This is a genomic window from Sorangium sp. So ce726 (assembly GCF_051521405.1).
Taxonomy (GTDB): domain Bacteria; phylum Myxococcota_A; class Polyangia; order Polyangiales; family Polyangiaceae; genus Sorangium.
In genome coordinates this window covers 6,318,734-6,343,768 of record NZ_CP150349.1, presented here as the reverse complement: position 1 = coordinate 6,343,768, position 25,035 = coordinate 6,318,734, and the positions used below count along the sequence as shown (strand labels likewise).

Annotated in this window: 9 protein-coding genes; 5 read left to right on the top strand and 4 right to left on the bottom strand. The window is 69.0% G+C overall.

The genetic code is table 11. The features are described from left to right. Positions 1 to 5,706 (top strand): sensor histidine kinase, encoded by a 5,706-nt coding sequence (locus WME79_RS23635; RefSeq protein WP_437539210.1) that lies wholly within the window; start codon positions 1 to 3, stop codon positions 5,704 to 5,706. 19 nt (positions 5,707 to 5,725) lie between these two features. On the opposite strand, the gene WME79_RS23630 is transcribed toward WME79_RS23635, so the two are convergent. Next, on the bottom strand, positions 5,726 to 6,742 hold the full coding sequence (locus WME79_RS23630; RefSeq protein ID WP_437539209.1) for a cation diffusion facilitator family transporter: 1,017 nt from the start codon (positions 6,740 to 6,742) through the stop codon (positions 5,726 to 5,728). Between the two features lie 177 nt (positions 6,743 to 6,919). Between WME79_RS23630 and WME79_RS23625 the strand changes: the two genes are divergently transcribed. Continuing rightward, on the top strand, positions 6,920 to 12,607 hold the full coding sequence (locus WME79_RS23625) for a sensor histidine kinase (protein WP_437539207.1): 5,688 nt from the start codon (positions 6,920 to 6,922) through the stop codon (positions 12,605 to 12,607). A gap of 58 nt (positions 12,608 to 12,665) precedes the next feature. On the opposite strand, the gene WME79_RS23620 is transcribed toward WME79_RS23625, so the two are convergent. The 3 genes from WME79_RS23620 to WME79_RS23610 all read right to left on the bottom strand — a co-directional run bounded on the left by WME79_RS23620 (position 12,666) and on the right by WME79_RS23610 (position 16,779). After that, positions 12,666 to 13,916 carry a zinc-dependent alcohol dehydrogenase gene (locus WME79_RS23620; protein WP_437539205.1) on the bottom strand — a complete coding sequence of 417 codons (1,251 nt, stop codon included), beginning with the start codon at positions 13,914 to 13,916 and terminating at the stop codon, positions 12,666 to 12,668. Positions 13,917 to 14,209: 293 nt separating this feature from the next. After that, positions 14,210 to 15,907 (bottom strand): AAA family ATPase, encoded by a 1,698-nt coding sequence (locus tag WME79_RS23615; RefSeq protein ID WP_437539203.1) that lies wholly within the window; start codon positions 15,905 to 15,907, stop codon positions 14,210 to 14,212. 101 nt (positions 15,908 to 16,008) lie between these two features. Further along, positions 16,009 to 16,779 carry a tetratricopeptide repeat protein gene (locus WME79_RS23610; protein ID WP_437539201.1) on the bottom strand — a complete coding sequence of 257 codons (771 nt, stop codon included), beginning with the start codon at positions 16,777 to 16,779 and terminating at the stop codon, positions 16,009 to 16,011. Positions 16,780 to 16,831: 52 nt separating this feature from the next. Here WME79_RS23610 and WME79_RS23605 point away from each other — a divergent pair, with 52 nt between their 5' ends. The 3 genes from WME79_RS23605 to WME79_RS23595 all read left to right on the top strand — a co-directional run bounded on the left by WME79_RS23605 (position 16,832) and on the right by WME79_RS23595 (position 24,644). After that, positions 16,832 to 18,115, top strand: a complete 1,284-nt coding sequence (locus WME79_RS23605) for a glycoside hydrolase family 1 protein (protein ID WP_437539199.1) — start codon at positions 16,832 to 16,834, stop codon at positions 18,113 to 18,115. 26 nt (positions 18,116 to 18,141) lie between these two features. Next, positions 18,142 to 19,971 (top strand): radical SAM protein, encoded by a 1,830-nt coding sequence (locus tag WME79_RS23600; RefSeq protein WP_437539197.1) that lies wholly within the window; start codon positions 18,142 to 18,144, stop codon positions 19,969 to 19,971. Between the two features lie 296 nt (positions 19,972 to 20,267). Beyond that, positions 20,268 to 24,644 (top strand): SIR2 family protein, encoded by a 4,377-nt coding sequence (locus tag WME79_RS23595; protein ID WP_437539195.1) that lies wholly within the window; start codon positions 20,268 to 20,270, stop codon positions 24,642 to 24,644. The last annotated feature ends 391 nt before the right edge of the window (positions 24,645 to 25,035 follow it).

The following is a 25,035-nucleotide window of genomic DNA, read 5'->3' as shown; positions in this document are numbered from 1 at the left end:
ATGAGCGCTGTGTCCCCCTACACGATCACCGAGACGCTCCACGAGGGCCAATGGACCCGCCTGCTGCGTGCGGTCCGGAGCGCCGATGGCCGCCCGGTGATCTTGAAGGTCCTCGACCCGAGGCGCAGCCGCCCGCAGGACATCGATCGGCTGCAGCGCGAGTACGCGATTGGCAAGCTCGTGGACCACGACGCCATCGTGAGGCTGCTGGCCCTCGAGACCCACGAGGGGCTGCCGGCGCTCGTCATGGAGGATTTCGGCGGCGAGTCGCTCGACCGCCTCCTTGACGGGCCGATGAGCGCCGAGCGGTTCCTCGACCTCGCGGTCCCTATCGTGGCCGGGGTCGCGGAGCTCCACGAGCGGGACATCCTCCACAAGGATCTCAAGCCGCAGAACATCCTCGTCAATGCAGCCACCGGCCAGGTGAAGCTCGCCGACTTCGGCCTCGCGTCCCGCTTCTCCCGCGAGCAGCCGCCGGCAGGGCCCTCGCGCCTGATCGAGGGGTCGTTGCCGTACCTGTCTCCGGAGCAGACGGGGCGAATGAACCGGGGGATCGACGGCCGCGCCGATCTGTATGCGCTCGGCGTGACGTTTTACGAGATGCTCACCGGGCGCCTGCCGTTCGAGGCGCAGGATCCGCTGGAGTGGGTCCATTGCCACGTCGCGCGCCTCCCTCCATCCCCCTTGGCGCTGGTGCCTGAGCTGCCCGAGGTGCTCTCGGCGCTCGTCCTGAAGCTCCTGGCCAAGATGCCCGAGGATCGCTACCAGTCCGCCCGCGGCCTCAAGCACGATCTCGAGCGGTGCCTCTCGCAGCTCCGGGACACGGGCAAGATAGAGCCGTTTCCCCTGGCCGAGCGCGACGTCTCGGGCCGCTTCCAGATCCCTCGGAAGCTCTACGGCCGCGAGGGCGAGGTGGCTGCGCTGCTCTGCGCGTTCGAGCGGGTCGTGGGCACCGGCACCCCCGAGCTCGTGCTGATCTTTGGCTATTCCGGCATCGGCAAGTCGTCTCTGGTCCACGAGCTCTACAGGCCGATCGTCCGGGAGCGAGCGTTCTTCCTCTCGGGGAAGTTCGACCAGTACAAGCGCGACATCCCTTATTCCACGCTCGTCCAGGCGTTCCGGGAGCTCGTGCTCGAGATCCTCGTCGAGAGCGAGGACCGGATCGCAGCCTGCCGGCAGCGGCTGCTCGGCGCGCTCGGGAGCAACGGGCAGCTCATCGTGGACGTGATCCCTCAGATCGAGCTCATCCTCGGGCGGCAGCCGCCGGTCCCCGAGCTTCCGCCGATCGAGGCGCAGAACCGGTTTCGCGTCGTGTTCCGGCACTTCATCGGGGTGTTCGCCCGGAAGGAGCACCCCCTCGCGCTCTTCGTCGACGATCTCCAGTGGGCCGATCTGGCGAGCCTCGGGCTTCTTCGTGAGCTGATGACGCACCCCGAGACCCGCCATCTCCTCGTCATTGGCGCGTACCGCGACAACGAGGTGACCCCCTCGCACCCGCTGATGCTGGCGATCGAGCAGGTACGGAAGGAAGGCGCGCTGGTCTCAAACATCGTGCTCGGCGCGCTCTCCCGAGAGCACCTCGCCGCGCTCGTCAGCGGCGCGCTCCACTGCAGCCGCGAGGCCGCCGCGCCGCTCTCCGACCTCGTTCACGAGAAGACGGGCGGCAACCCCTTCTTTGCCATCCAGTTCCTCGCCGCGCTGCACGAGAAGCGGCTGATCGCGTTCGATGAGCGCGCCGAGGCCTTCCGGTGGGATGTCGCGAAGATCCGCGAGAAGGGCTTCACCGACAACGTGGTTGACCTGATGGTCGGCAAGCTCGCGCGGCTCCCTCCGAGCACCCAGCGGGCGCTGCAGCAGCTGGCCTGCCTGGGGAACAGCGCGGAAGTCGCCCTCCTGGCGATGGTCCAGGGCGGCTCGGAGGAGGAGATGCACGCGGATCTCCGGGACGCAGCGCACGAGGGGCTCGTCTTCCGCCTGGACGGCGCGTACAAGTTCCTCCACGACCGGGTGCAGGAGGCGGCCTATTCTCTGATCCCCGAAGACGAGCGCGCGGCGGCGCACCTCGAGATAGGCAGGCTGCTCGCGAAGCGCACGGCGCCGGAGGAGATCGAGGAGAAGATCTTCGAGATCGTCAATCAGCTCGACCGGGGGGCTGCGCTGATCAGGACGCGCGAGGAGCGCGAGCGGGCGGCTGAGCTCAACCTCATCGCAGGCAAGCGCGCCAAGGGGTCGACGGCCTACACATCGGCGCTCAAGTATCTCGCGGCCGGGGCGGCGTTCCTGGAACTGGAAGAGGACAGCTGGGAGCGGCGGTACGACCTCGCGTTCGCGCTCGCGTTCCACCGGGCCGGATGCGAGTATGTGACCGGCGAGCTCGGGGCGGCGGAGGAGCGGTTCTCGGAGCTCGCGCGCCGCGCCAGCAGCTTCGCTGACATCGCCGCCGTCACGTGCGCGCGCGTGGAGCTCTACACGATGCTGGATCGATGCGAGCTCGCTGTCGAGATCTGCCTCGATTTCCTGCGCCGCGCCGGCATCGCGTGGGCACCACACCCGACGGACGAGGAGGTCCGGCAGGAGTACGAGCGGATGTGGCAGACGCTCGGGAGCCGCCCGATCGAGGGGCTCGTCGACTTGCCACCGATGACAGACCCGGATTGCCGCGCGCTCATCGACGTCCTGATGTCGGGCGAGCCGCCGGCGTCTCTCACCGACGAGAACCTGTTCTGCCTCATGGTCGGTCGCATCGCGAACTTCTGCCTCAAGCATGGCAACAGCGACGGAGCATGCATGGCCTACACCTGGGTCGGGATGGCCCATAGCGCGTACTTCGGCGACCACCGCTCGGGATTTCGCTTCGGCATGCTCGGCCTGGATCTGGCCGCGAAGCGCGGGCCGGTCCGCTTCAAGGCCCGCGTCGACCTGATCTTCTGGTACGTCATCAACCCCTGGATCAGGCACATGCGAACCTGCGCGGAGCCGCTGCGGCGCGCCTTCGACGCGGCGCAGGAGGCCGGCGATCTCGCCTTTGCGTCCTATATCCTCAACGGCCTGCTCTCGCTCATGCTCATCGGGGGAGCTCCGCTCGGCGAAGCGAACCGAGAGGCCGAGAGCTCGCTCGCGTTCGCGCGGAGGGCGAAGTTCGGCCTCATCGTCGACCTCATTGTCGCTCAGCTGCTGGTCATCCGGGCGCTCCGGGGCTCGACGCCGGCGCTCGCGGCCGAGGACGACCCCCTCGACGAGGGGCGGTTCGAGCGGCGCCACGAGGGCGATCGAGGCCTCTCGGTGGCGACGTGCTGGTACTGGATCGGCAAGCTGGAAGCGCGCCTCTTCGCTGGCGATCATGCTTCTGCCATCGATGCTGCAGAGCGAGCGAAGGCGCTCCTCTGGACGTCGCGGTCGTATCTCGTGGTGGCCGAGTACCATTTCTATGGTGCGCTCGCGCGGGCGGGCCGCCATGACGCGGCTCCTGCCGATGAGCGGCCCCCGCTCCTCGTGGCGCTCGCCGCCCACCGCGATCAACTCGAGGTCTGGGCCAGCAACTGCCCCGAGAACTTCGGCGCCCGCGCCGCGCTGGTCGGCGCCGAGATCGCGCGCATCGGCGGCGAATGGGACAAGGCGGCGCAGCTGTACGAACAGGCGATCCGCTCGGCGCGCGAGAGCGGTTTTGTCCACATCGAGGCGCTGGCGTACGAGGTCGCGTCGAGGTCCTACCGGACGCGAGGGTTCGATCTGATCGCGGACACGTACCTCCGCGAGGCCCGCGCCTGTTATGCTCGCTGGGGCGCGGACGGGAAGGTCAGGCAGATCGACCAGCAGAACCCGCGGCTCTGGGATCGGAGGCCGCTCGCGCCGAGCGCCTCGTTCGCGGCGCGCTCCGACGAGCTCGATCTGCTCTCGGTGATCAAGGCGTCGCAGACGGTCTCGAGCGAGATCGTCCTCCACCAGCTCCTGCGGACGCTGCTCACGGTCGTCCTCGAGCAGGGCGGCGCGCAGCGGGCTTGCCTCTTCCTGTGCCAGGGAGAGCGCCTGACGCGCCTGACCATGGAGGCGGAGGCGACCCTCGAAGGGAAGGGCGCGGCGACGATCCTCCTCGCGCCCTCGCTGGACGATTCTTCGTGGCAGCGCGTCCCCGGCTCGCTCGTCCAGTATGTGCAGCGGACGAAGGAGCGCGTCATCCTGCACGACGCGGCCGCGGATGCGGGCAAGTTCTCCGGCGACGACTACTTCATACGGTATCGGTGCAGATCGGTCCTCTGCGTGCCCATCCTGAGGCAGGCCGGCGTCGCGGGCTTGCTCTACCTCGAGAACAACCTCCTCGCCGGCGCCTTCACGTCGGACCGGCTCACCGCGCTCTCGCTCCTCGCTTCACAGGCGGCGATCTCCCTGGAGAACGCGCGGCTGCTCTCCAAGGAGCAGGCCGCGCGGACCTCGGCAGAGTCGGCGCAGCGTCGCGCGGCCTTCCTGGCCGAGGCCGGGGAGATCCTCTCTGCCTCTCTCGATTACGGCGAGACGGTGTCGCGCGTCGCGCGGCTGGCGGTGCTGACGCTCTGCGACTGGTGCATCGTCGACCTCGTGGAAGGCGGAGGGATCCGGCGGCTGTCATGGGCCCACAGGGACCCGGCGAAGGAGCCGTTGATGGAGGAGCTGGAGCGGCGCTATCCTTCTCGCTGGGAATCGCGTCGCCCTGCGCTCCGGGTCCTCCGGACCGGCGAGCCGCTCCTGTTCCCGGAAATCCCCGAAGAGGTCCTCCGGAGGTACTGCGAGGACGACGATCACGAGAGGCTCATCCGCGAGCTCGGGATCCACAGCTCCATCGCCGTGCCGCTCGTGGCGCGCGGACAGCCGATCGGGGCGCTGAGCGTCGTCTCGTTCGCGCCAGGGCGCCGCTACGGGGACGCCGATCTCGAGCTCGTCCAGGAGGTGGCGCGCCTGGCCGCGATAGCGATCGACAACTCGCGGCTCTACCGCGCTGCGCACGAGGCGGTGCGGATGCGCGATGAGTTCCTGACCGTGGCGACGCACGAGCTCAACACGCCGATGACGTCGCTCCTGCTCACGCTCGAGGCCATGGAGCGGGGCATCCGGTCAGGGCGGTCCTGGGACCCTCAGGCCGTGGGCCGGCAGGTCGACCGCGCGCTGCGGCAGGCGACGCGCGTGATCCGCCTGAACCGTGAGCTGCTCGACGTCTCGCGGATCAACGCGGCTCGGCTGAGGCTCGATGTGGCGGAGGTCGACCTCGGGGCGGTGGTGCGCGAGGTGCTCGCGCGGTTCAAGCTGGATCTGGCGCGCGCCGGGTGCTCGGTCTCGCTGCGGGAGTGCGGCCGGGTCGTGGGCCTCTGGGATGGTTCCCGCGTGGACCAGATCGTCTCGAACCTTCTCGCCAACGCGATCAAGTTCGGGGCCGGCAAGCCCGTGGAGATCTCCGTCGGCGAGGAGGCCGGGACGGCGCGGCTCTCGGTCCGGGACCACGGGATCGGGATCGACCCGGCGCTCCAGAAGCAGATCTTCGAGCGCTTCGAGCGGGCCGTGTCGGACAAGCATTACGGCGGGCTGGGGCTCGGCCTGTACATCAGCCGCAGCCTCGTGGAGGCGCACGGCGGCTCGATCTGCGTCGAGAGCGCGCTGGGCGCCGGGGCGACGTTCATCGTCGAGCTGCCGCAGGCCGGTCCGCCGCCCGGGGCCGAGCCGCGCGCTCTGCCGGGCTGAGCGGCGCTGCCAGGCGCCCTCACGCCGGCTCGTCGCGCTCCGGGTCGATGTGCACGAGCACCTCGGCGTCGGGCTCGAGGGCGAGGATGGTGTCGCGTGCGCGGTCGCCGGTCGCGTGCGCGCGCGCGAGGGGGAGGTCGCCCGGGAGCTCGATGTGCACCTCGACGAACAGCGTGCGCCCGGCGATCCGCGTGCGCAGCCTGTGGTGGCCGAGGAGCTCGCCGCGCGCGCGCATGGCGTCGAGCGCGGCCGCGATGGCGCCGACGCGCTCCTCCGGGGCGCTCGTGTCGATGAGGTCGCGCACGCCGAGCCGGAGGAGGGTCCCTGCGGACGTGAGGATGTAGACGGCGACCGCGACCGAGAGGATGCCGTCGATGCGGGAGAAGCCCGTCGCGTACGTGAGGGCGACGCCGGCGAGGACCGCGAGGTTCGCGGCGATATCGGTGCGGTAGTGGACGGCGTCGGCCTGGATGGCGCTCGAACCGGTGCGCGCGGCGACGCGGCCGAGGTAGGCCACGAGCGCCGCGGTGATGAGCGCGGCGGCGGCCATCGTGCCGAGCGTGACGGCGGCGAGGCGGAGCGGCTCGGGCGAGAGCAGCCGCCGGATCCCCTCGATGAGCAGGTAGACCCCCGAGCCGCCGATGAGCAGGCCCTGACCGGCGGTCGCGAGCGTCTCGATCTTCGCGTGGCCGAACGGGTGCGAGCGGTCGGGCGCGGCGTGGGCCAGCTGGATGGCGAGGGCGTTCGCCGAGGAGGCGAAGAGGTCCGTGAGCGAGTCGACGGCGCTCGCGGTCACGGCCATCGATTGGCCGAGCTGGCCGGCGACGAGCTTGCCGAGGGCGAGGCCGCCGGCGGTCAGCGCCGCGATGCGCCCGGCGCGCAGCGCGGCGCGGGCGCGATCGGCAGGGTCGAGGCGGCGGTCTTCGGAGGCAGGGGCGCCGGGGTCGACGGCGCGGGCGGCGGGCGCAGCGCCGGGGTCCGGGCGGGTGGGGTCGGGGAGAGCGCCGGCGCGGGCGGCGGGAGGCGGTCCGCTCATGGCCGGCAGGCTACCCCGCGGCGCCCGCGCTCGTCATGCTCGCGGCGGGCCGGACGCCTCCGCCTGCCTGCGGCGGGCGGTTCAGCGCGCGGGCGGGCGTGCACGTGAGCCCGGGGATCCCTGCGCGTCGGCTCCGGCGAGGTGCAGGGAGGGCGCGTCCTCGCCATGGACATGGAGATGAGCCCCGCCTCGCCATACACCATCGTCGAGACCCTCCACGAGGGCCTGAGGACCAGCGTGCTCCGCGCGGTCCGGCGCTCGGATGGCCGCTCGGTGATCTTGAAGATCATCGACCCGAAGCGCAGCCGCCCGCAGGACGTCGAGCGGCTGAAGAACGAGTACGCGATCGGCAAGATGCTGGACCACGAGGCCATCGTGAAGCCGCTGGCCCTCGAGACCTACGAGGGACTGCCGGCGCTCGTCATGGAGGATTTCGGCGGCGAGTCGCTCGATCACTTCATCGGCGCGCCGATGCAGGCCGAGCGGTTCCTCGACCTCGCGGTCCGTATCGCGGCCGGCGTGGCGGCGCTCCACGCGCGGGGCATCCTTCACAAGGATCTCAAGCCCCAGAACATCCTCGTCAACGCGGCCACCGGCCAGGTCAAGCTCACCGACTTCGGCCTCGCGTCGCGCCTCTCCCGCGAGCAGCCGGCGGCGGGGCCTCCCCGGCTCATCGAGGGCTCGTTGCCGTACCTGTCTCCGGAGCAGACAGGGCGCATGAACCGGGCGATCGACAGCCGCGCCGACCTCTATGCGCTCGGCGTGACGTTCTACGAGATGCTCACCGGGCGCCTGCCGTTCGAGGCGCGGGACCCACCCGAGTGGGTGCACTGCCATGTCGCCCGCGAGCCGCAGCCGCCCTCCGCGTTCGTCCCGGAGTTGCCTGAGATCCTCTCCACGATCGTCCTGAAGCTCCTCGCCAAGATGGCGGAGGATCGCTACCAGACCGCGAGCAGCCTTCACCATGACCTCGAGCGGTGCCTGGCCGAGCTCCGGGCCACCGGCAGGCTCGATCCGTTCCCCTTGGCCGAGCGTGACGCCTCCGGCCTCTTCCAGATCCCTCAGAAGCTCTATGGGCGCGACGACGAGATCGCCGGGCTGATGTCCGCGTTCGAGCGCGTGGTCGGCACGGGGGCCCCGGAGATCCTCCTGGTCTCGGGCTATTCCGGGATCGGCAAGTCTGCGCTGGTGAGCGAGCTGCACAAGCCGATCGTCCGCGAGCGTGGATTCTTCCTCTCGGGGAAGTTCGAACAGCACAAGCGCGATATCCCGTACTCGACGATCGTCCAGGCCTTCCGGGAGCTGGTGCTCGAGCTCCTCGCCGAGAGCGAGGAGCGGCGCGCGGCCGTCCGGGAGCGGCTGCTCGCCGCCCTCGGGGTCAACGGACAGCTCATCGTGGACGTGATCCCGCAGGTCGAGCTCGTCATCGGGCGGCAACCGCCGGTCGCCCCGCTGCCGCCGAACGAGGCGCAGAGTCGGTTTCGCGTCGTGTTCCGGCGCTTCATCGGGGTGTTCACCCGGAAGGAGCACCCCCTCGCGCTCTTTCTCGACGATCTCCAGTGGGCCGATCCCGCGAGCCTCAGGCTCATCGAGGACCTGATGACGCACCCCGAGACGCGGTGTCTGCTCGTCATCGGCGCCTACCGCGACAACGAGGTGACCCGCTCCCACCCGCTGATGCTGGCGCTCGATCAGATGCGGAAGGGAGGCGCGAGCGTACGGGAGATCGTGCTTGCCCCGCTCTCCCGCGAGCACCTCGCCGCGCTCGTCAGCGACACGCTCCACTGCAGCCGCGAGGACGCCGCGCCGCTCTCGGATCTCGTCCACGAGAAGACGGCCGGCAACCCCTTCTTTGCGATCCAGTTTCTCATGGCGCTCCACGAGGAGCGCCTGATCGCGTTCGACGTCTACGCAGACGCCTGGCGGTGGGACGTCACGAAGATCCGCGCCAAGGGCTTCACCGACAACGTGGTGGCCCTGATGGTCGGGAAGCTCATGCGGCTCCCTGCCAGCACCCAGGAAGCAATGAAGCAGCTCGCCTGCCTGGGAAACACCGCAGAGGTCGCGTTCCTGGCGATGGTCCATGGCCGCTCGGAGGGGGTGTTGCACGCGGTCCTCTGGGAGGCCGTCCTCGCAGGGCTCGTCGTCCGCACGGACGGCGCGTACAAGTTTCTCCACGACCGCGTCCAGGAGGCGGCCTATTCGCTGATCCCCGAGGACGAGCGGGCGGCGATGCACCTCGGGATCGGCCGTCTGCTCTCGTCGCGGACGCCGCCCGAGGAGATCGAGGAGAAGATCTTCGAGATCGTGAACCAGCTGAACCGCGGCGCCGCGCTGATCACGGCGCGGGACGAGCGTCAGCGTGTGGCCGAGCTCAACCTCGTCGCGGGCGAGCGCGCCAGGAGAGCCACGGCTTACGCCTCGGCGCGGAGCTATCTCACGGTCGGCGCCGAGCTCCTGGGAGGTGAGGGCTGGGACACGCGGTACGAGCTCGCCTTCGCGATCGAGCTCCACCTTGCCGAGTGCGAGATTGTCACCGGCGCCCCGGCGGCGGAGGAGCGGCTCTCCGCGCTCTGGCGCCGCGCCCGGGATCTCGTCGACGCGGCCTCCGTCGCGCGCGCGCGCGTCGAGCTCTTCACGACCCTCACCTGGAGCGATCGCGCTGTCGAAGCGTGCCTTGAATACCTCCGGCGCGTCGACGTCGCGTGGTCGCCGCACCCGACCGACGAGGAGGTCCAGCGGGAGTTTGAGCGGCTATGGGAGCTCCTGGGGAGCCGCTCGATCGAGGCGCTCATCGATCTGCCCGCGATGACCGATCCGGTCTCGCGGGCGACCGTGGATGTCCTCACGTCGACCATCCCGCCAGCGCTCTTCACCGATGCCAATCTGCTCGCCCTCATCCTGGGTCGCGCCGTGAACCTCAGCATCGCGCATGGCAACAGCGACGCCTCGTCCTTCGCCTACGTCTACCTCAGCACGTGCCTCGGCCCGCGCTTCGGCGACTACCAGGCGGCGTACCGCTTCGGCAAGCTGGGCTTCGATCTGGTGGAGAAGCACGGGCTGCTCCGCTTCAAGGCCCGCGTCTACGCGACCTTCGCGTTCATGGTCCTGCCCTGGACGAGGCACCTGCGCGCCAGCGTCGAGCTCATGCGACGCGCCCGCGACGTGGCGCAGGAGACCGGCGACCTCGCGTATGTGGCCTATGCCGGCAGCTCCCTGGTCTCGCTCCTGCTCTCGGACGGCGATCCGCTCGACGAGGTGCAGCGCGAAGCCGAGAACGAGCTCGAATTCGCGCGGAGGGCGAGGTTCCACCTCATCATCGACCTCTACACCGGAAACCGGCGGCTCATCCGGACGCTCCGGGGCCTCTCGCCGGACTTCTCCACGTTCAATGACGCGGAGTTCGACGAGGGCCGGTTCGAGCAGCACCTCATGAGCGATCCCGCGCTGACGCTCGCCGCATGCTGGTACTGGATCCGCAAGCTGCAAGCGCGCTTCTACGCGGACGACCACGCCGCCGCCGTCGAGGCAGCATCGCAGGCAGCGCAGCTCGTCGGGTCGTCAGCGTCCTTCTTCGAGGCGGCGGAGTACCATTTCTATGCCGCGCTCGCGCGGGCAGCACACCACGACGCGGCGAGCGCCGACGAGCGCTGCCGGCACTGGGATGCCATCATCGCCCACCACCAGCAGCTCGAGCGCTGGGCGATGAACTGTCCCGAGAACTTCGGGAACCGCGCGGCGCTGGTCGCCGCCGAGATCGCGCGCATCGAGGACCGGCACCTCGACGCCGAGCGCCTCTACGAAGAGGCCATCCGCTCGGCGCGCGCCAGCGGCTTCGTCCACAACGAGGCGGTCGCATGCGAGGTCGCGTCTCGGTTCTACCGAGCGCGGGGGCTCGACAGGTTCGCCGACACCTACCTGGGCGACGCGCGGACCTGCTACGCCCGCTGGGGCGCCGACGGCAAGGTGGCGCAGCTCGACAGGGAGAATCCGCACCTCCGCGAGCCGAGGCCCACGCCGTTCACCGCCACCTTCGCGGCTCGACCCGAGCAGATCGACCTGCTCTCGGTGACCAAGGCCTCGCAAGCCATCTCGGGCGAGATCATCCTCGACAGGCTCCTGCGCACGCTGCTCGAGGTCGTCCTCGAGCAGGGCGGCGCCCAGCGGGCCTGCATCCTCCTGAGTCAGGACGGAACGCTCTCGATCGAAGCGGAGGCCGCGCTCAAGGAGGGAAGGGCGGTGGTGAGCACCCTCGAGTCGGGGCCGGTGGCGTCTTCTCAGCGCCTCCCCTTGTCGCTTGTCGACTACGTGTGGCGGACCGAGGAGCGGGTCATCCTGCACGACGCGGCCGCCGATGCGGGCAGGTTCTCCGGCGACGTCTACTTCGCGCGGAATCGGCCCAAATCGCTCCTCTGCATGCCCATCCTGAGGCGGGCCGAGGTGGTGGGCCTGCTCTTCCTCGAGAACAACCTCCTCGCCGGCGCGTTCACGCAGGAAAGGCTCACCGCCCTCTCGCTCCTCGCCTCGCAGGCGGCGATCTCCCTGGAGAACGCGCGGCTCCTCTCGAAGGAGCAGTCCGCGCGGACCGCGGCAGAGACGGCCGTGCGGCGCGCGGCCTTCCTGGCCGAGGCCGGGGAGATCCTCTCCGGGTCTCTCGATTATGGGGAGACGCTGTCGCGGCTCGCGCGGCTGTCGGTGCGATCGCTGTGCGACTGGTGCATCATCGATGTCGTCGACGGTGGAGAGACCCGGCCTGCGGCCTCGGCCCACAGAGATCCTGCGAAGCAGCCTTTGCTCGGGGAGCTACGACGGCGATACCCTCCTGGCCGGGATTCGCCCCACCCGACGGCCCGCGTCCTCAGGGACTGTGAGCCGATCCTGCTCCCCGAGATCTCGGACGAAGTCCTCCGGCGATACGCCGAGGACGACGGGCACGCGAGGCTCCTCCGCGAGCTCGGGTCACAGAGCTCCATCACCGTGCCGCTCGTGACGCGGGGACAGCCGCTCGGGGCGCTGAACGTCGTCTCGTCCGTGCCGGGGCGCCGCTACGGGGGCGCCGATCTCGAGTTCGTGCAGGAAATGGCGCGCCGGGCGGCGATGGCGATCGACAATTCGCGGCTCTACCGTGCTGCCCAGGAGGCCGTCCGGATGCGGGACGAGTTCCTGACCGTGGCGACGCACGAGCTCAACACGCCGATGACGTCGCTCACGCTCACGCTCGAGGCGATGGATCGGGCCATCCGGTCGGGTCGGATCTGGGACCCGCGCGCCATGGGCAGGCAGGTCGACCGCGCGCTGCGGCAGGGAGCGCGCCTGACCCGCCTGAACAGCGAGCTGCTCGACGTCTCGCAGATCAACGCGGCTCGGCTGAGGCTCAGCGTCGTGGAGGTCGACCTCAGGGAGGTCGCCCGCGACGTGCTCGCGCGGTTCAGGCACGATCTGGAGCGCGCCGGGTGCTCGGCCTGGCTCCGGGACGGCGAGCGGATCGTGGGCCGCTGGGATCGCTCTCGCGTCGATCAGATCGTGACGAACCTGCTCGCCAATGCGATCAAGTTCGGCGCGGGCAAGCCCATCGAGGTCGCCCTCGGCGAGGAGGCCGGGATAGCGTGGCTCTCGGTCAGGGATCACGGGATAGGCATCGATCCGGCGTGCCAGGAGTGGATCTTCGAGCGCTTCGAGCGCGCCGTCTCCAACCGGCACTACGGCGGGCTGGGGCTCGGCCTGTACATCAGCCGCAGGATCGCGGAGGCGCACGGCGGCTCGATCCGCGTAGAGAGCGCGCCCGGCGCCGGCGCCACGTTCATCGTCGAGCTGCCGCGCGCCGGGCCGCCGCGCACCGTCGATCCGAGCGTTCTGCCGAGCTGAGCGCCGCTTGCAGGGGGCGGGCGGGCGCCGCGCGCCGCCTTGAGCAGGCGGCGCCGGGCTACGCGACGGCGCGGTCCAGGTGGGCAGGCGCCCCCGCCCGCGACGGGCGGAGCTCGACCTTCACCCACCCGGCGTCTCGCCGATCGAAGGCCTTGTAGGCGTCGATCGCCGACTCCAGAGGCGCTTTCTTGGTGAGGATCGCGGTGGGATCCACCTGGCCGGTCTGCACGAGGTCCACGAGCTTCGGGATGTACTTCCGGTGATTGCAGTTGCCCATCTGGAGGGTGAGGTTCTTGTTCATGGCCTCTCCGATGGGGAACGTGCGCGACGTCTGCGGATAGACGCCGATGACCGCGATGGTCCCCGCCTTGGCGACGCACCGGACGGCCCACTGCAGCACCTGAGACGGCCCGTCGCCGGCGCGGAAGGCGTCGCCCGTCGTTCGCGCGTTGGGGGCGATCTGCTTGACCTCGAGGTCGAACGCCTTGGCCTGCTGCTTCGCCTCCTTGTGGGCGGGGCCTTCATGCGGGCGCTCGGCGTCGACGCCCACGGCGTCGATGGCGCGGTCCACGCCGATGCCGCCGGTGAGGCGCAGGATGGCCTCGATCGGGTCCTCGGCGGAGAAGTCGACGGTCTCGGCGCCCTGCTCGCGCGCCATCTCGAGGCGGTCGGGCACGCGATCGACGGCGATGATGCGCCCCGCGCCCATGAGCTTGGCGCTCGCGATCGTGAACAGGCCGACGGGGCCGCAGCCGAAGATCGCGACCGTGTCCCCGGGCTTGATCTCGGCGAGCTCGGCGCCGAAGTACGCCGTCGGGAAGATGTCGGAGAGCAGGATGGCCTGGTCGTCGCTGACGCCGCTTGGCAGCTTGACGAGGCCGACGCCGGCGAAGGGGATGCGCGCGAGCTCGGCCTGCAGCCCATCGAACGGGCCCGACATGGCGGGGCCGCCGAAGAACGCCGTGCCCGCGTGCTTGCCGTTCGGGTTCGCGTTGTCGCACTGCGCGTAGTACGCGGCGCGACAGTACGAGCAATAGCCGCACGCGATCGTCGAGGGCACGACGACGCGATCGCCCTTCTTGAGGTTCCGCACGTCGGCGCCGAGCTCCTCGACGACGCCGACCGCCTCGTGGCCGAGGACCGTGCCCGGCACCATCCCCGGCATCGTGCCGCGGACGAAGTGGAGATCGGTCCCGCAGATGGCGCTCGCCGTGATCCGGAGGATCGCGTCGCTCGGCTCCTTGATCTTCGGCTCCTTGACGTCGTCCATGCGGATGTCGCCGATGCCGTGAAACACTACCGCCTTCATGGGTTCTCGCTTTCTCCCTTCAGGGGGGCGGCGCGCCGGCCGGCCGAGAGGCGCAGGCCGCCGCGCTCTGCAGAGATGGCCGAGGTCCTGGACGCCGCGTGTCCGTGCCGATCCCGTGCCAGCTTGCGCGTGCAACCGCGGCGCGGAGGGCGCAGCAACCGAGGTGCCAGCGGACATCGCCGGGAGATCCGGCTCCGGCGCGCCGCCCGCATCCGCGGCGCGCTGCTCCTCGAGCGGTGGGGCGATCGTGACAATCTGCCCCGTCCGGGGCCGCCCGCCGCAGGCGAGCCCGGTTATCCGGGCTCGCCCGACCGGACGCGGACGACCTTGCCGTCGAACGCGACGGCCAGCGCATAGATGGGCGCGGCGCCGCTCGCGCGGAGCTCGGCGGCGTAGTCGCGCGCCCGGATCTGCGCCAGCGCCTCGTCGAGCGCCTGATCGAGGCTGACCCGCGGCGCGCGGGCGACCTTGAGCTCGAGCACGACGCCAGGCCGGCCCGGCTGCGCCGGCCGGATCATCACGTCGGGCCGCCCTTGCCCGGACTCGCGGTTGGAGCGCACCTGATGGCCCGGCTCGAGCGCCGCGAGCAGGCCGGCGACGAAGCCGTGATAGACCGCCTCCGGATCGACCCTCGTCGCGTCGTGGTACGAGAGCACGCCGGCGACGAAAGCCTGGAGCTCCGCCTCGAACCCCGCCGCGTCGCCCGAGAGGAGCGCGGCGAGGAGCCGTTGCATGCTGCTGCCCTGCCGCCTGAGCCGCGCCTCCGCCCAGCGGCGGAACGTGCCCGTATAGAGCAGCCGCACCTCGCGGTTCGGGATCTTCAGGGCGTGCGCGGGCTGCTCCCCGTGGCCGCGCGAGCGCTTCTCGGCGCGCAGGTATCCCGAGAAGACCAGCAGCCCGAACAGCGCATCTTCGTTCTGCGCGAGGTCGCCGATGGCGACGTTCTCGTCGAGCACGCGCTCGAGCTCGCCTCCCTCCATCAACACCTCCAGCGCGGGCTGCAGCGTCACGGCGTGCTCCTCGATCACCTTCTGGATGAGATCGTTGGAGCTCGTGCCGAGCCAGAAGGGGAGCGGATCCTGGTCTTGCCCTTCGAGGAAGCTGAGGATCGACCAGGGGTTATAGATGACCGCGCCGCCGAAGTCGTAGCCATTGTACCAGGCGCGGATCACCTCCAGCAGGCCGCGCCGCCCCGCCTTCTCGAGCAGCGCCTCCACGTCGGCCTCCGTGAACCCGAAGCAGGTGTTGAAGTCCGATCGGAGGAGCGAATAAGCGACCACGTTGTTGAGCCCGGAGAAGATGCTCTCGCGCGCCACCCGGAGGATGCCGGTGAGGACGGCCCTGTGGAGGTGCGGATTGCCCTTCAGCCCCTCGGTGAGGAACGTGCGCACGAAGTCGAGGATCCTCGGCGCATAACCGTGCAGATACCCGGCGTGGATGGGCTCATCGTACTCGTCGATGAGCATCACGACGCGCTCGCCATGGAGGCGGTGGAGGTGGCTCGACAGATCCAGCAGCGCCCGGCCATACACGGCCTCGGACGCCGTGCCGTCCAGCACTTCCTTGTACCGGCGCTGCTCCACCTCACCGAGCTGGCCGCTGTCGAGCACGTGGCGGTGCTGGTTGTAGAGCTCGACGATCTTCTCTCGCAGGGCAGCCCAGCAGCGCTCGAACGTCTCCTGTTTCGCTCCCTTCAGCGTCAGGTAGATGACGGGATACCGCTGGAAGTGCTCGCGATAGCGCTCTCCGGCCCGCCATACCGAGAGATCTTCGAACAGGTGGGACAGGTCCTCCTGCCGCTTCTCGAAGAACCAGCGCAGCATCGACAGGTTCAGCGTCTTGCCGAACCGCCGGGGGCGGGGGAGGAGGACGACCTCGACGCCTCCCTTGTCGACGAGCTCCAGGATGAGGTGGGACTTGTCGACGTACTCCAGCCCGGACTCGCGGAGCTTTCGGAAGTCGTCGATGCCGAGCGGGACGCGGAGGGACATGGGATTCCAGCCGTATGCGGCCCGTCCGATAGGAGGTCAAGCGAGCCGCGCCGCTGGCCGCTCCCCGTGGCCGATACGGCCGCCGGGCTGGCGTCGTGGCATCACCGCCCTTCGCGCCGCCGATCCGCGGCGTTCCCCCGCGCAGGCGTCGTGGCGTACCGCGCGAGCGCGCGCCGGACCGGGCCGCGATCGGCGCCGCCGGCGCGCACGGGATCGGCCTCGCCGACCAGCACCGACAGCGCGCGCGCCTGCGTCGTCGCCGCGGCCGTGAGGGCGCGATCGCCGTTCCGCGCGGCGAGCGCCGAGAGCCGCCGCGCCACGCCGAGCGCCGCCGGCAGCGCGCCCGCCGCCACGTATGCGGCCGCGAGCTCCTGGAGCAGCTTGCCGTCGTCGCCGCGGAGCGCCGCCGCCGCTTCCAGGTCGGCGATCGCCTCCTCGCGCCGCCCCTCGCGCGACCGCAGCGCCGCCCGGGCGCGGTGGCCCTCGACGAAGCCGCTCACGTGGTCCAGCCCCACGGTGTACGCGCGCTCCGCCTCGCGCGGATCGCCCGCCCGCTCGTACAGCGCGCCCAGCCCGAGGTACGCCGGGCCGTAGGTCGCGTCGAAGCGGACCGCCTCCAGGTACCGCTGCAGCGCCACATCGGCCTCGCCGGCCGCGGCGCGGACCTCGGCCTGGCGCGTCAGCTCGGCGGCCTGGGCCGTCGCCCAGCCGACCCCGTCCGCCCAGGCCAGCGCGGCCCCGTGCAGCACCGCCGCGGCGAGCCAGGCGGCGGCGAGGGCGCGCGCTCGGCGGCGCGCGCCCCCCGGATCTACGCACCGCGCCGCGCACACCGGGCCGAGCGTACCGGCGCCCGGCCCGTGGAGCAAACGCACGGCTGCTCCGGAAGGCAGCCGCCCGGCGCGAGTTCGCGTAGGATGCGCGCTCATGGGTGAGGATCTGCGCTTCCCGGACGGGTTCCTGTTCGGCACTGCCGCCTCCGCCACACAGGTCGAGGGGCACTGCGCGCAGAGCGACTGGGCCGCGTTCGCTCGCGAGCCGGGGCGCGTCCGCGGCGGCGATACGCCGGACGACGCGTGCGACCAGCTGCACCGCTTCCGCGAGGACGTCGCGCTCCAGGCGCGGCTCTGTATGGGGGCGCACCGGCTCTCCATCGAGTGGGCCCGCGTCGAGCGGGAGCCGGGCGAGTTCGATCCAGCCACGTGGGACCACTACCGGGACGTGCTCGGCGCGCACCGGGACGCCGGGATCACCCCGATGGTCACCGTCCATCACGTCACCCTGCCGCGCTGGGTCGCGCAGCGGGGCGGCCTGCTCTCGCAGGATCTGCCGGCGCTCCTCTCGCGCTTCGCCGAGCGCGCCGTCGAGGCGCTCGGCGACCTGTGCCAGCTCTGGGTCACCATCAACGAGCCCAACATGCTCGCCCTGCAGGCCCACCTGCTCGGCGTCTGGCCGCCGGCGCGGAGCTCGCCCGTCGAGGCGGTGCGCGCCCACCAGAACCTCTTCCGCGCCCACGCCGCCATGTACCGCGCCATGCACGAGGCCGCGGGCCGGCGAGGGCATTCCGTCTCGGTCGGCGTGGCGCACCACCTGCGCGTCATCGAGCCGGAGCGGTTCGGGCGGCTCGCCGACCGCATGTGGGCGGCCCTGTTCGAGCGGCTGTTCAACGACGCCTTCGCGCGCGCCGTCTGCGACAGCGGCCTGCACGACTTCTTCGGCGTGAACTACTACAGCCGCGACCTGGTCCGCTTCTCGCCGGCCCACGCGCGCGCGGGGTTCCTCCGGCGGCTCGTCCCCGAGGGGGCGGAGGTCAGCGATCTCGGCTGGGAGATCTACCCCGAGGGGCTCGGCTACGTGCTCGACGCCTGGTGGCCCCGCGCCCGGGTCCCGATCTACATCACGGAGAACGGCATCGCCGACGCTGACGACGACCAGCGCCCGCGGTTCCTCGTGCGGCACCTCGCGGAGGTCGCGCGGGCGATCGAGCGCGGCGTCGACGTGCGCGGGTACATGCACTGGTCGCTGCTCGACGGCTTCGAGTGGGCCGAGGGGTACGCCCCGCGCTTCGGGCTGGTCGAGGTCGACCGCGTGACCCAGGAGCGCAGCCCCCGGCCGAGCGCCGAGCTCTATGCCCGGATCGCACGCGCGCGCCGCATCGACGCGGACGGCGCGGGCGGCGCGCGGAGCGAGCGCGGCGCCGCGCCCGCGTGACCGACGGCACCGGAAAGGCAGGATCGATGCGCATCGCGCTGCTCTACCCACCGCCCTGGAAGATCCCCGCGCCCGGGGAGGCGCCCGACACGAGCGGGGACGGCCCGCCGGCCGAGTACCGCGAGGGTGACCTCGACCCGGACTTCCACCAGACCCCGTACGGGCTCTTCTCGCTGGGCGCGCAGGCCATCCGCGCGGGCCACCAGGTGAAGGTGCTGAACCTCTCGTCGTACCCGTTCTCGCAGGTCGAGCGGGTCGTGCGCGAGCTCGGCGCGGACGTGTTCGGCCTGTCGTGCTGGACCGCCAACCGGCGCGGCGTGGCGCTCACCGCCCGGTGCATCCGGCGGCTGCACCCCGGCGCGCACATCGTCGTCGGCGGGCCGCACGCGACCCCGCTCGCGGCCGAGATGCTGCGGCACCACCCGGAGATCGACACGGTGACGCTCGGCGAGAGCGAGCACTCGTTCCTCGAGCTCCTCGAGCGCCTCGAGGCCGGCCGGCCCGCGCTCGGCGTCGCCGGCACGGCCTACCGCGTCGACGGCCGGGTCGAGCTCGGCCCGCCCCGGCCCGCGATCGAGGAGCTCGACGCGCTCGCGTCGCCGCACGACCACTTCGCCACGCACATCGTGATGACCTCGCGCGGCTGCGCCTGGGCGTGCACGTTCTGCGGCGCCGAGGCGACCTGGGGCCGCGGCTTCCGGGGTCAGTCGGTGCCTTACGTGCTCGACTCCATCGAGGCCGCCGTGGCGAAGCTGCCGGTGAAGATGGTCCAGATCAAGGACGACACCTTCACGACGAACCGCAAGCGCGTCATCGAGATCTGCCGCGGCATCCGCGATCGGAAGATCTCTTTCCTGTGGAGCTGCGACACGCGCGTCGACGTGCTCGGCGAGGAGCTGCTCCGCGAGATGCGCCTCGCCGGCTGCCAGCGCCTGAGCCTCGGCGTCGAGTCGGGCTCGCCGTCCATCCTGAAGAACATCGACAAGAAGATCACGGTCAAGAAGATCATCGAGTCGACCGAGCTCGCGAAGAAGTACGGGATCCAGGTCCGCTACTACATGATGCTCGGCAACCGCGGCGAGACGGCGGAGACGTTCCGGGAGACGCTCGCGTTCCTGGAGGCGGCGAGGCCGCACCAGTACATCTTCTCGTGCCTGTCCATCTACCCCGGCACGCGTGACTTCGACGACGCCGAGGCGGCCGGCTGGCTGGAGCGCGACGTCTATTTCCGCGGCGACTTTCAGGAGCTCAAGACGCCGTTCGACGCCTCGGAGGAGGACACCGCGCTGATGAGCGCCTGGTTCGAGCAGAACAAGGGGCTGCGCGAGGTCTACCGCGAAGGGGTGGGGGAGCGCCTGGCGATCCTCGAGCGGCTCGGCGATCACCACGCGGCGCACCTGGAGCTCGGCGTCGCCTACCTCGACGCGGGGCAGCTCGACCTCGCGGAGCGGCACGCCGCGCGCGCGCTGGAGCTCGGCCATCCGCTGCCGGGGCTCGCGCTCAACGCGCTCGCGTGCGTCGCGGCGGGCCGGCGCGACTGGCAGGCGATGCAGGACCACTTCACGGCGGCCGCGAAGCGCGACCCGCAGCACGCCGTGCTCATCCGCAACGTGCAGGCGGCGCGCGCGTGGTTCGCGAAGGGCGGGCCGGGCAAGGGGCTCCCGCTCGATCTCGTCGCGCGCTGCGACTTCCAGCTCCTGGAGCGGACGGCGCAGCCAGCGCTCCCGGGGCCGCTCCCGGAGGACTTCTCGGTGTGGCCGCAGGCCGTGGCGCGGCCCGCGCCGCCGCGTCCGGCCGAGGCGGGCGGGCGCGACGCAGCGGCGCAGCGCGGGCGGCTCCGGGTGCTGCCGTCGTAGGGATGGCCGACGGGTCGCCGATGCCGCCGGCGATTCCTGTTGTCGAGCTCGATCGGGTCGTACGCCTCCTTAGAGCCGCTTTTTAATTTGGGGGCGAGCACCAGGCGGCGAGAATCCATCGGGCTCATGACGCAACGTGGGCGACAGTTAATGAGCGCAGGGGAAGGCGGGTGATGGCGGGTATGCACGGGGAAATAGACATTCCGTGGACGCGGTTTTGGATTCCGCGCGACACGAAGCCCGTGCTGGATGGACGGGGGTACCTAGCGGATCCCGAGGGAATGTATGGGCGACATATGAACCCGCAGGCGCGGACGCTGGAGCAGCTCGAGGATAGGCCGTGCGTCGCGCTTCTCGGAGAGCCCGGGAGCGGGAAGTCGTATGCGGTTGGTGCCTATGTATCCGGCCTTCGTGCAGAGCACTTCACGACGCTGCTCCACGTCGACTGTCGGTGGCATCCCGATCTGGAGAAGCAGATCTTCGCGACGGAGGCATTCAAGCAGTGGCTCGCGGATCGCATCGCGCTCACCCTCGTCCTCGACAGCCTCGACGAGCATCCGCTGGGAGCATACGAGGTTGCGTCGCAGCTCATCGACCAGATCCGGTCCGGGCCACTCGACTCCTTGCGGCTGCGCATCGTGTGCCGCACAGCGGAATGGCCCTCCATGCTCGACGAACAACTCCCGCTCCTGTGGAAGCCGCAGGGAGAAGAACCGCAGGCGACCTTCCATGCGCTGGCGCCGTTGCGGCAGAGCGACGTCGAACTGGCAGCAGGGAAGGATGCGGCCGGATTCATCTCAGAGATCGCGCGGGTGGACGCCGGATCACTGGCCGTCAAGCCGATAACGCTGGGCTTCATGCTCGACGAGTACCGGCGGTGCAGGAAGCTGCCGAGCACGCGACTGGAATTGTATGAGAAGGGATGCCGGATCCTCTGCGAAGAGTCGAGCAAATCGCGCCGGGGAGCACGCCGTACCGAGAAGCTGCGAGGTTTGGAGCGCATGGCGATCGCCTCCCGGATCGCGGCGGTCTGCGTCCTGGGACGTCGAAGCGTCGTGTTCACGGGCCTGGATCTCGGAACCATGCCGCCGGAGGCCGTCACGCTCGAAGACCTCGCTGGGGCCCCCGAGCCGAGCGCGTCCGGCCAGGTAACGGTGGATACCGAGGCGCTCGAAGAGGTGCTCAACGTGAGCAGCTTGTTTGCGCCGCGCGGCAGCGACCGGATCGGGTGGGCCCATCAGACATATGCCGAGTTCCTGACCGCTCGGTTTCTGCATGAGCGAGGGCTATCGACGGAGCAACTGGTTGTCCAAGTCTCGAACGGAGCGATGGGACGCGTGGTCCCGGCGCTGCGCGAGACGGTGGCGTGGCTGGCAAGCATGAATAAGGAGTTCTTCCAGCGCATGCTCGTTACGGATCCCGAACCGCTCCTTGCGAGCGACTTCGCGCTGGCAGGGAACGCGGAGCGCGAGGCATTGGTTCAAACTCTGCTGGAAAAGCTCGACCGGCGAGTGATGTCAATCAGGACGATCCTGCACCGACGTGAGCTTCTGGCGCGCCTCGAGCATGCCGGGCTCGCCGACCAGCTTCATCCTTACATCACCGGGCGTGACCGCTACTCCATGGCCCGGTGGGCGGCGCTGGAGTTCATGGACGTATGCAAGGTGGTCGCGCTCCAAGACGCAGCAGTGGATGTGGTGCTTGATGGAAGCGACGACAAGGAAATCCGTATATCGGCTGCGCGAACGCTTGTGCGTATCGGTTCGCGGGAAACCAACAGACGGCTCTTGCCGCTCCTTGGTGGCGATCACGAGGCAGACCCGGAAAACGAGCTGAAGGGATATGCGTTGTTGGCTCTCTGGCCGAACGATATCGCCGCGGCCGATGTATTTGCTAATTTGATGCCATCGCAAAGGCACTCTTATGGTGGGGCTTATGGGCACTTCCTGGATATACTGAACGAAACGTTGCCTCCAGCAGCGCTACCGGAGGCGCTCCGCTGGACTATGGGGTTGCCCTCACGCCGTGAGACACCGCTGGAGCTAGCCGACCTGCTTGACAAGATTCTTCGAATGGCTTGGGAGAGCGTCGAAGACGCCGAGGTGCGTGTGCTTCTCGCGCAAGCCGTGGTTCGGCGTCTGGCGGTCTACGACGGTATCTTCGAGCGTCGCGGTCATCGCGACGACGACACCCCCGATCCAGCGCGGGACGACGCTCGGCGACATCTGCTCGCAACCGCTATGGTCGCCTTGTTGCCCTGGGGGCCGCACGATACGTTCTCGATCGTTCATCACGGATTTATCCTCGCAAAGGACGTGCCCTGGGTCATCGAGCGACTCCGCGCCGGAGCGACGCCGGTAGAGCGTGGGCATTGGTCTGCTATCTTGAGGCAAGTTGTAGTACTCTCGAATTGGACATTTGAAATCGCGAATCCTATTCTTGGAGCATTGGACGAGCTCGACGAGATCCGTCTGGCAATGCCATGGCTCGTTAAGGAGGTTGAACTCGGGTCAGCCCTGTCCCGGTGGATGCGACGCGAGCATCGTCAGTCTCGCAAATTTCGTGGTCGCTTTCGGTTAAAGCCGCGCATATCCCGAAGAGTTCCGCGTGTGCAGAGGCGCATCCAGGGTTGCTTGCGACGGTTTGGTCAGGGCGATGTCGATGCTGGGTGGAGACTGCAGTTGTTGCTTGCGGTAGATCCTAAAGGTGAATCCCATCGAGATTTGCGTGGCGAGGAACTTAGGAGTTTTCCCGGCTGGCAACGCGCTGATGAAGAGACGCGGAGCCGTATTGTCGATGTCGGTCGTAAATATCTGTTATGCGCCAGCGAGCGATCGAGTGAGTGGCTTGGTAAATCGGTTTTGTATCATCCAGCTGCTGCCGGTTACAGATACATCTGCCTGCTCGATGTGCTTGATTCCGTGTGGCTCGACGAGCATGCAGTCGCCGTTTGGGCGAACTGGAGCGCTATCACTCTTGCCTTCGCACTAAACGCGGGCGCGCAAAGCCAGCGAGTCGTATCGCGCGCCTATCGGACCGAGCCCGAGCGCGTGCGGGATGTGCTGCGCGTTCTGCTCGATGAGGATCATCGCAAGCACGGTTACCCATTCCGTCTTCGCCAGATGGAAGCGTGCTGGGATGCGGACCTCGGGCGTTTCTTGCTCGAGTACGTACGACGTCCGGATCTGAAACCTCGATTTTTCGGCGAACTGCTCGACGAGTTGATCGTGCATGGGGTCGAGGGCTCAACGGACACGGCGGTGGCGATCCTGAACGGTCCGGTTCCCGAGTGTGGTCCTGGACGGCTTCGCGCGCATGCGGCAGCCCATGCGCTCATGGCTTTTAACCCCAAGAATGGCTGGCCCGCCGTGCGTCCTCTTCTCGAGGCGGATCCCGCCTTCGGGGAGGAAGTATTTCTCACATTCGTGAAAGAGATCGACCGTCGGCATTCCAGCGCCTGGGGTAAGTGTCTGTCGATTCCCGATGTAACGTCGATCTATGTGTGGATCGAGCGACACTTTTCACGCGATAGTGACCCACTGGACCCGCAGGGTGAGATTCATGAAATCACTTCGCGACACATGGTGGCTGAGCTTCGAAACTCGCTTCTCGGCGAGTTGACGTCGCGAGGCACCTTAGAGGCCGTCGCCGCAGTTGAACAACTCCAACAGACGTTCCCCAATCGCGACTTCACGTGGGCCATTCACGGCGCGAAAGATGCCGCCGCCCAGGGAACCTGGATCCCTCGCACTCCGCGTGAAATCATCGACCTCGGCCCTACCGCCTCCACCGCCGTAGCCGGCCGTCCTCCCCCTGTCGCCGTTCCCAGAGTCTTGTTCCCGGCCGGCCTCGTCGAAGCTTACCGGCAGAACAGGCTTGCCGTGCTCTTCGGCTCGGGCCTGTCCATGGCACGTGACGTCCAGGGGAATTTCCCGCGTTGGAACGAACTGTCCGAGCGGCTGCTTGTGCAGGTTGAGAAGTATGGCACGCTGTCGCCCAAGCAGATCGACGGTATGCGCAGCGTCCTCGGGGACGGGCATATCTCGCTCAAGATGATGTTGTCTGCCCTCGACTTGGTGAAGCAGGCGCTCGGCGAAGTTCGTAAGTACCGAGCCGCGATTAGCGCTGTCTTCCGGCCGCAGAGCGCGGCGCCGGGCGATGTTCATCGTGCACTCACCGAGTTGGATATCGACGTCCTCGTGACAACCAACTACGATCAGCTCCTCGAAGCCGTCGAAGGTCCCCCCGTTCGAGCACTCTATACATGGCGAGAGTCCGATGATGCGCATTCGGATATTCAGGAAGTGCGTAAGGTGCTCTTCAAGATTCACGGCACCGCTGAGCGCGGTGATACTGTTGTCCTTACGCATAGTGAATACGCGAATGCGGTGGCATGTGTTCCCTATCGATATGCTATGAGTTACCTGCTGCAGACGTTTACCTTTCTGCTGGTTGGGTATGGTATCAACGACCCACTCGACCTCGATCTCGTCTTTGAACTTAACGATCGTGCCTTTGGCGCAGCTGCGCGTACGCACTATGCGCTGATGGCGAACCCGAGCCCGAGCGATCGCGATCGCTGGCAGCGCGACTTCAATGTACAGGTCGTACCCTACCAGAACCACGACGACCTCCCGACCATCCTCCGCGCGCTACGAGCGACCAAGCCGTGATCTCCACACGAATCGACCGGCACTGCTACCGGGCAGGACTGCTCGTCGTTGCGCCGGAAGCGCTCGTCGCAGACTGATGCGTACAGCTGTCGGGAACGGCGCTCTGGGATTCGTCTTGCGGTTGCTCGTGCTCCGTCGCAACAGCACTCAGGTCGTGACGGATTCATCGGAAGCAACCCATCGACCAGAACTGGGCGTGCGCTCCGCGATGGCCTACGGTAGATGGCCTACGGTAGAGACGGAGCAAGATGGCCCGATTGCCGGCGCGATGCTACCCGCGCTCCAGTGGCTCGATCGCGAAGCGGCTCGCCGGGCGCTGGAGGTGATGTTGAAGAGTTACGAGTGCCAGAGCGATTTCACGTAGGAAGGACGTCGCGTAGAAGCGTATGTA

Bases quoted from the DNA above. Each gene is read 5' to 3' on its own strand.
- WME79_RS23635 (WP_437539210.1), top strand. From the start codon at position 1: ATGAGCGCTGTGTCCCCCTACACGATCACCGAGACGCTCCACGAGGGC.
- WME79_RS23620 (WP_437539205.1), bottom strand. From the start codon at position 13,916: ATGAAGGCGGTAGTGTTTCACGGCATCGGCGACATCCGCATGGACGAC.
- WME79_RS23625 (WP_437539207.1), top strand. From the start codon at position 6,920: ATGAGCCCCGCCTCGCCATACACCATCGTCGAGACCCTCCACGAGGGC.
- WME79_RS23600 (WP_437539197.1), top strand. From the start codon at position 18,142: ATGCGCATCGCGCTGCTCTACCCACCGCCCTGGAAGATCCCCGCGCCC.
- WME79_RS23605 (WP_437539199.1), top strand. From the start codon at position 16,832: ATGGGTGAGGATCTGCGCTTCCCGGACGGGTTCCTGTTCGGCACTGCC.
- WME79_RS23630 (WP_437539209.1), bottom strand. From the start codon at position 6,742: ATGAGCGGACCGCCTCCCGCCGCCCGCGCCGGCGCTCTCCCCGACCCC.
- WME79_RS23595 (WP_437539195.1), top strand. From the start codon at position 20,268: ATGAACCCGCAGGCGCGGACGCTGGAGCAGCTCGAGGATAGGCCGTGC.
- WME79_RS23615 (WP_437539203.1), bottom strand. From the start codon at position 15,907: ATGTCCCTCCGCGTCCCGCTCGGCATCGACGACTTCCGAAAGCTCCGC.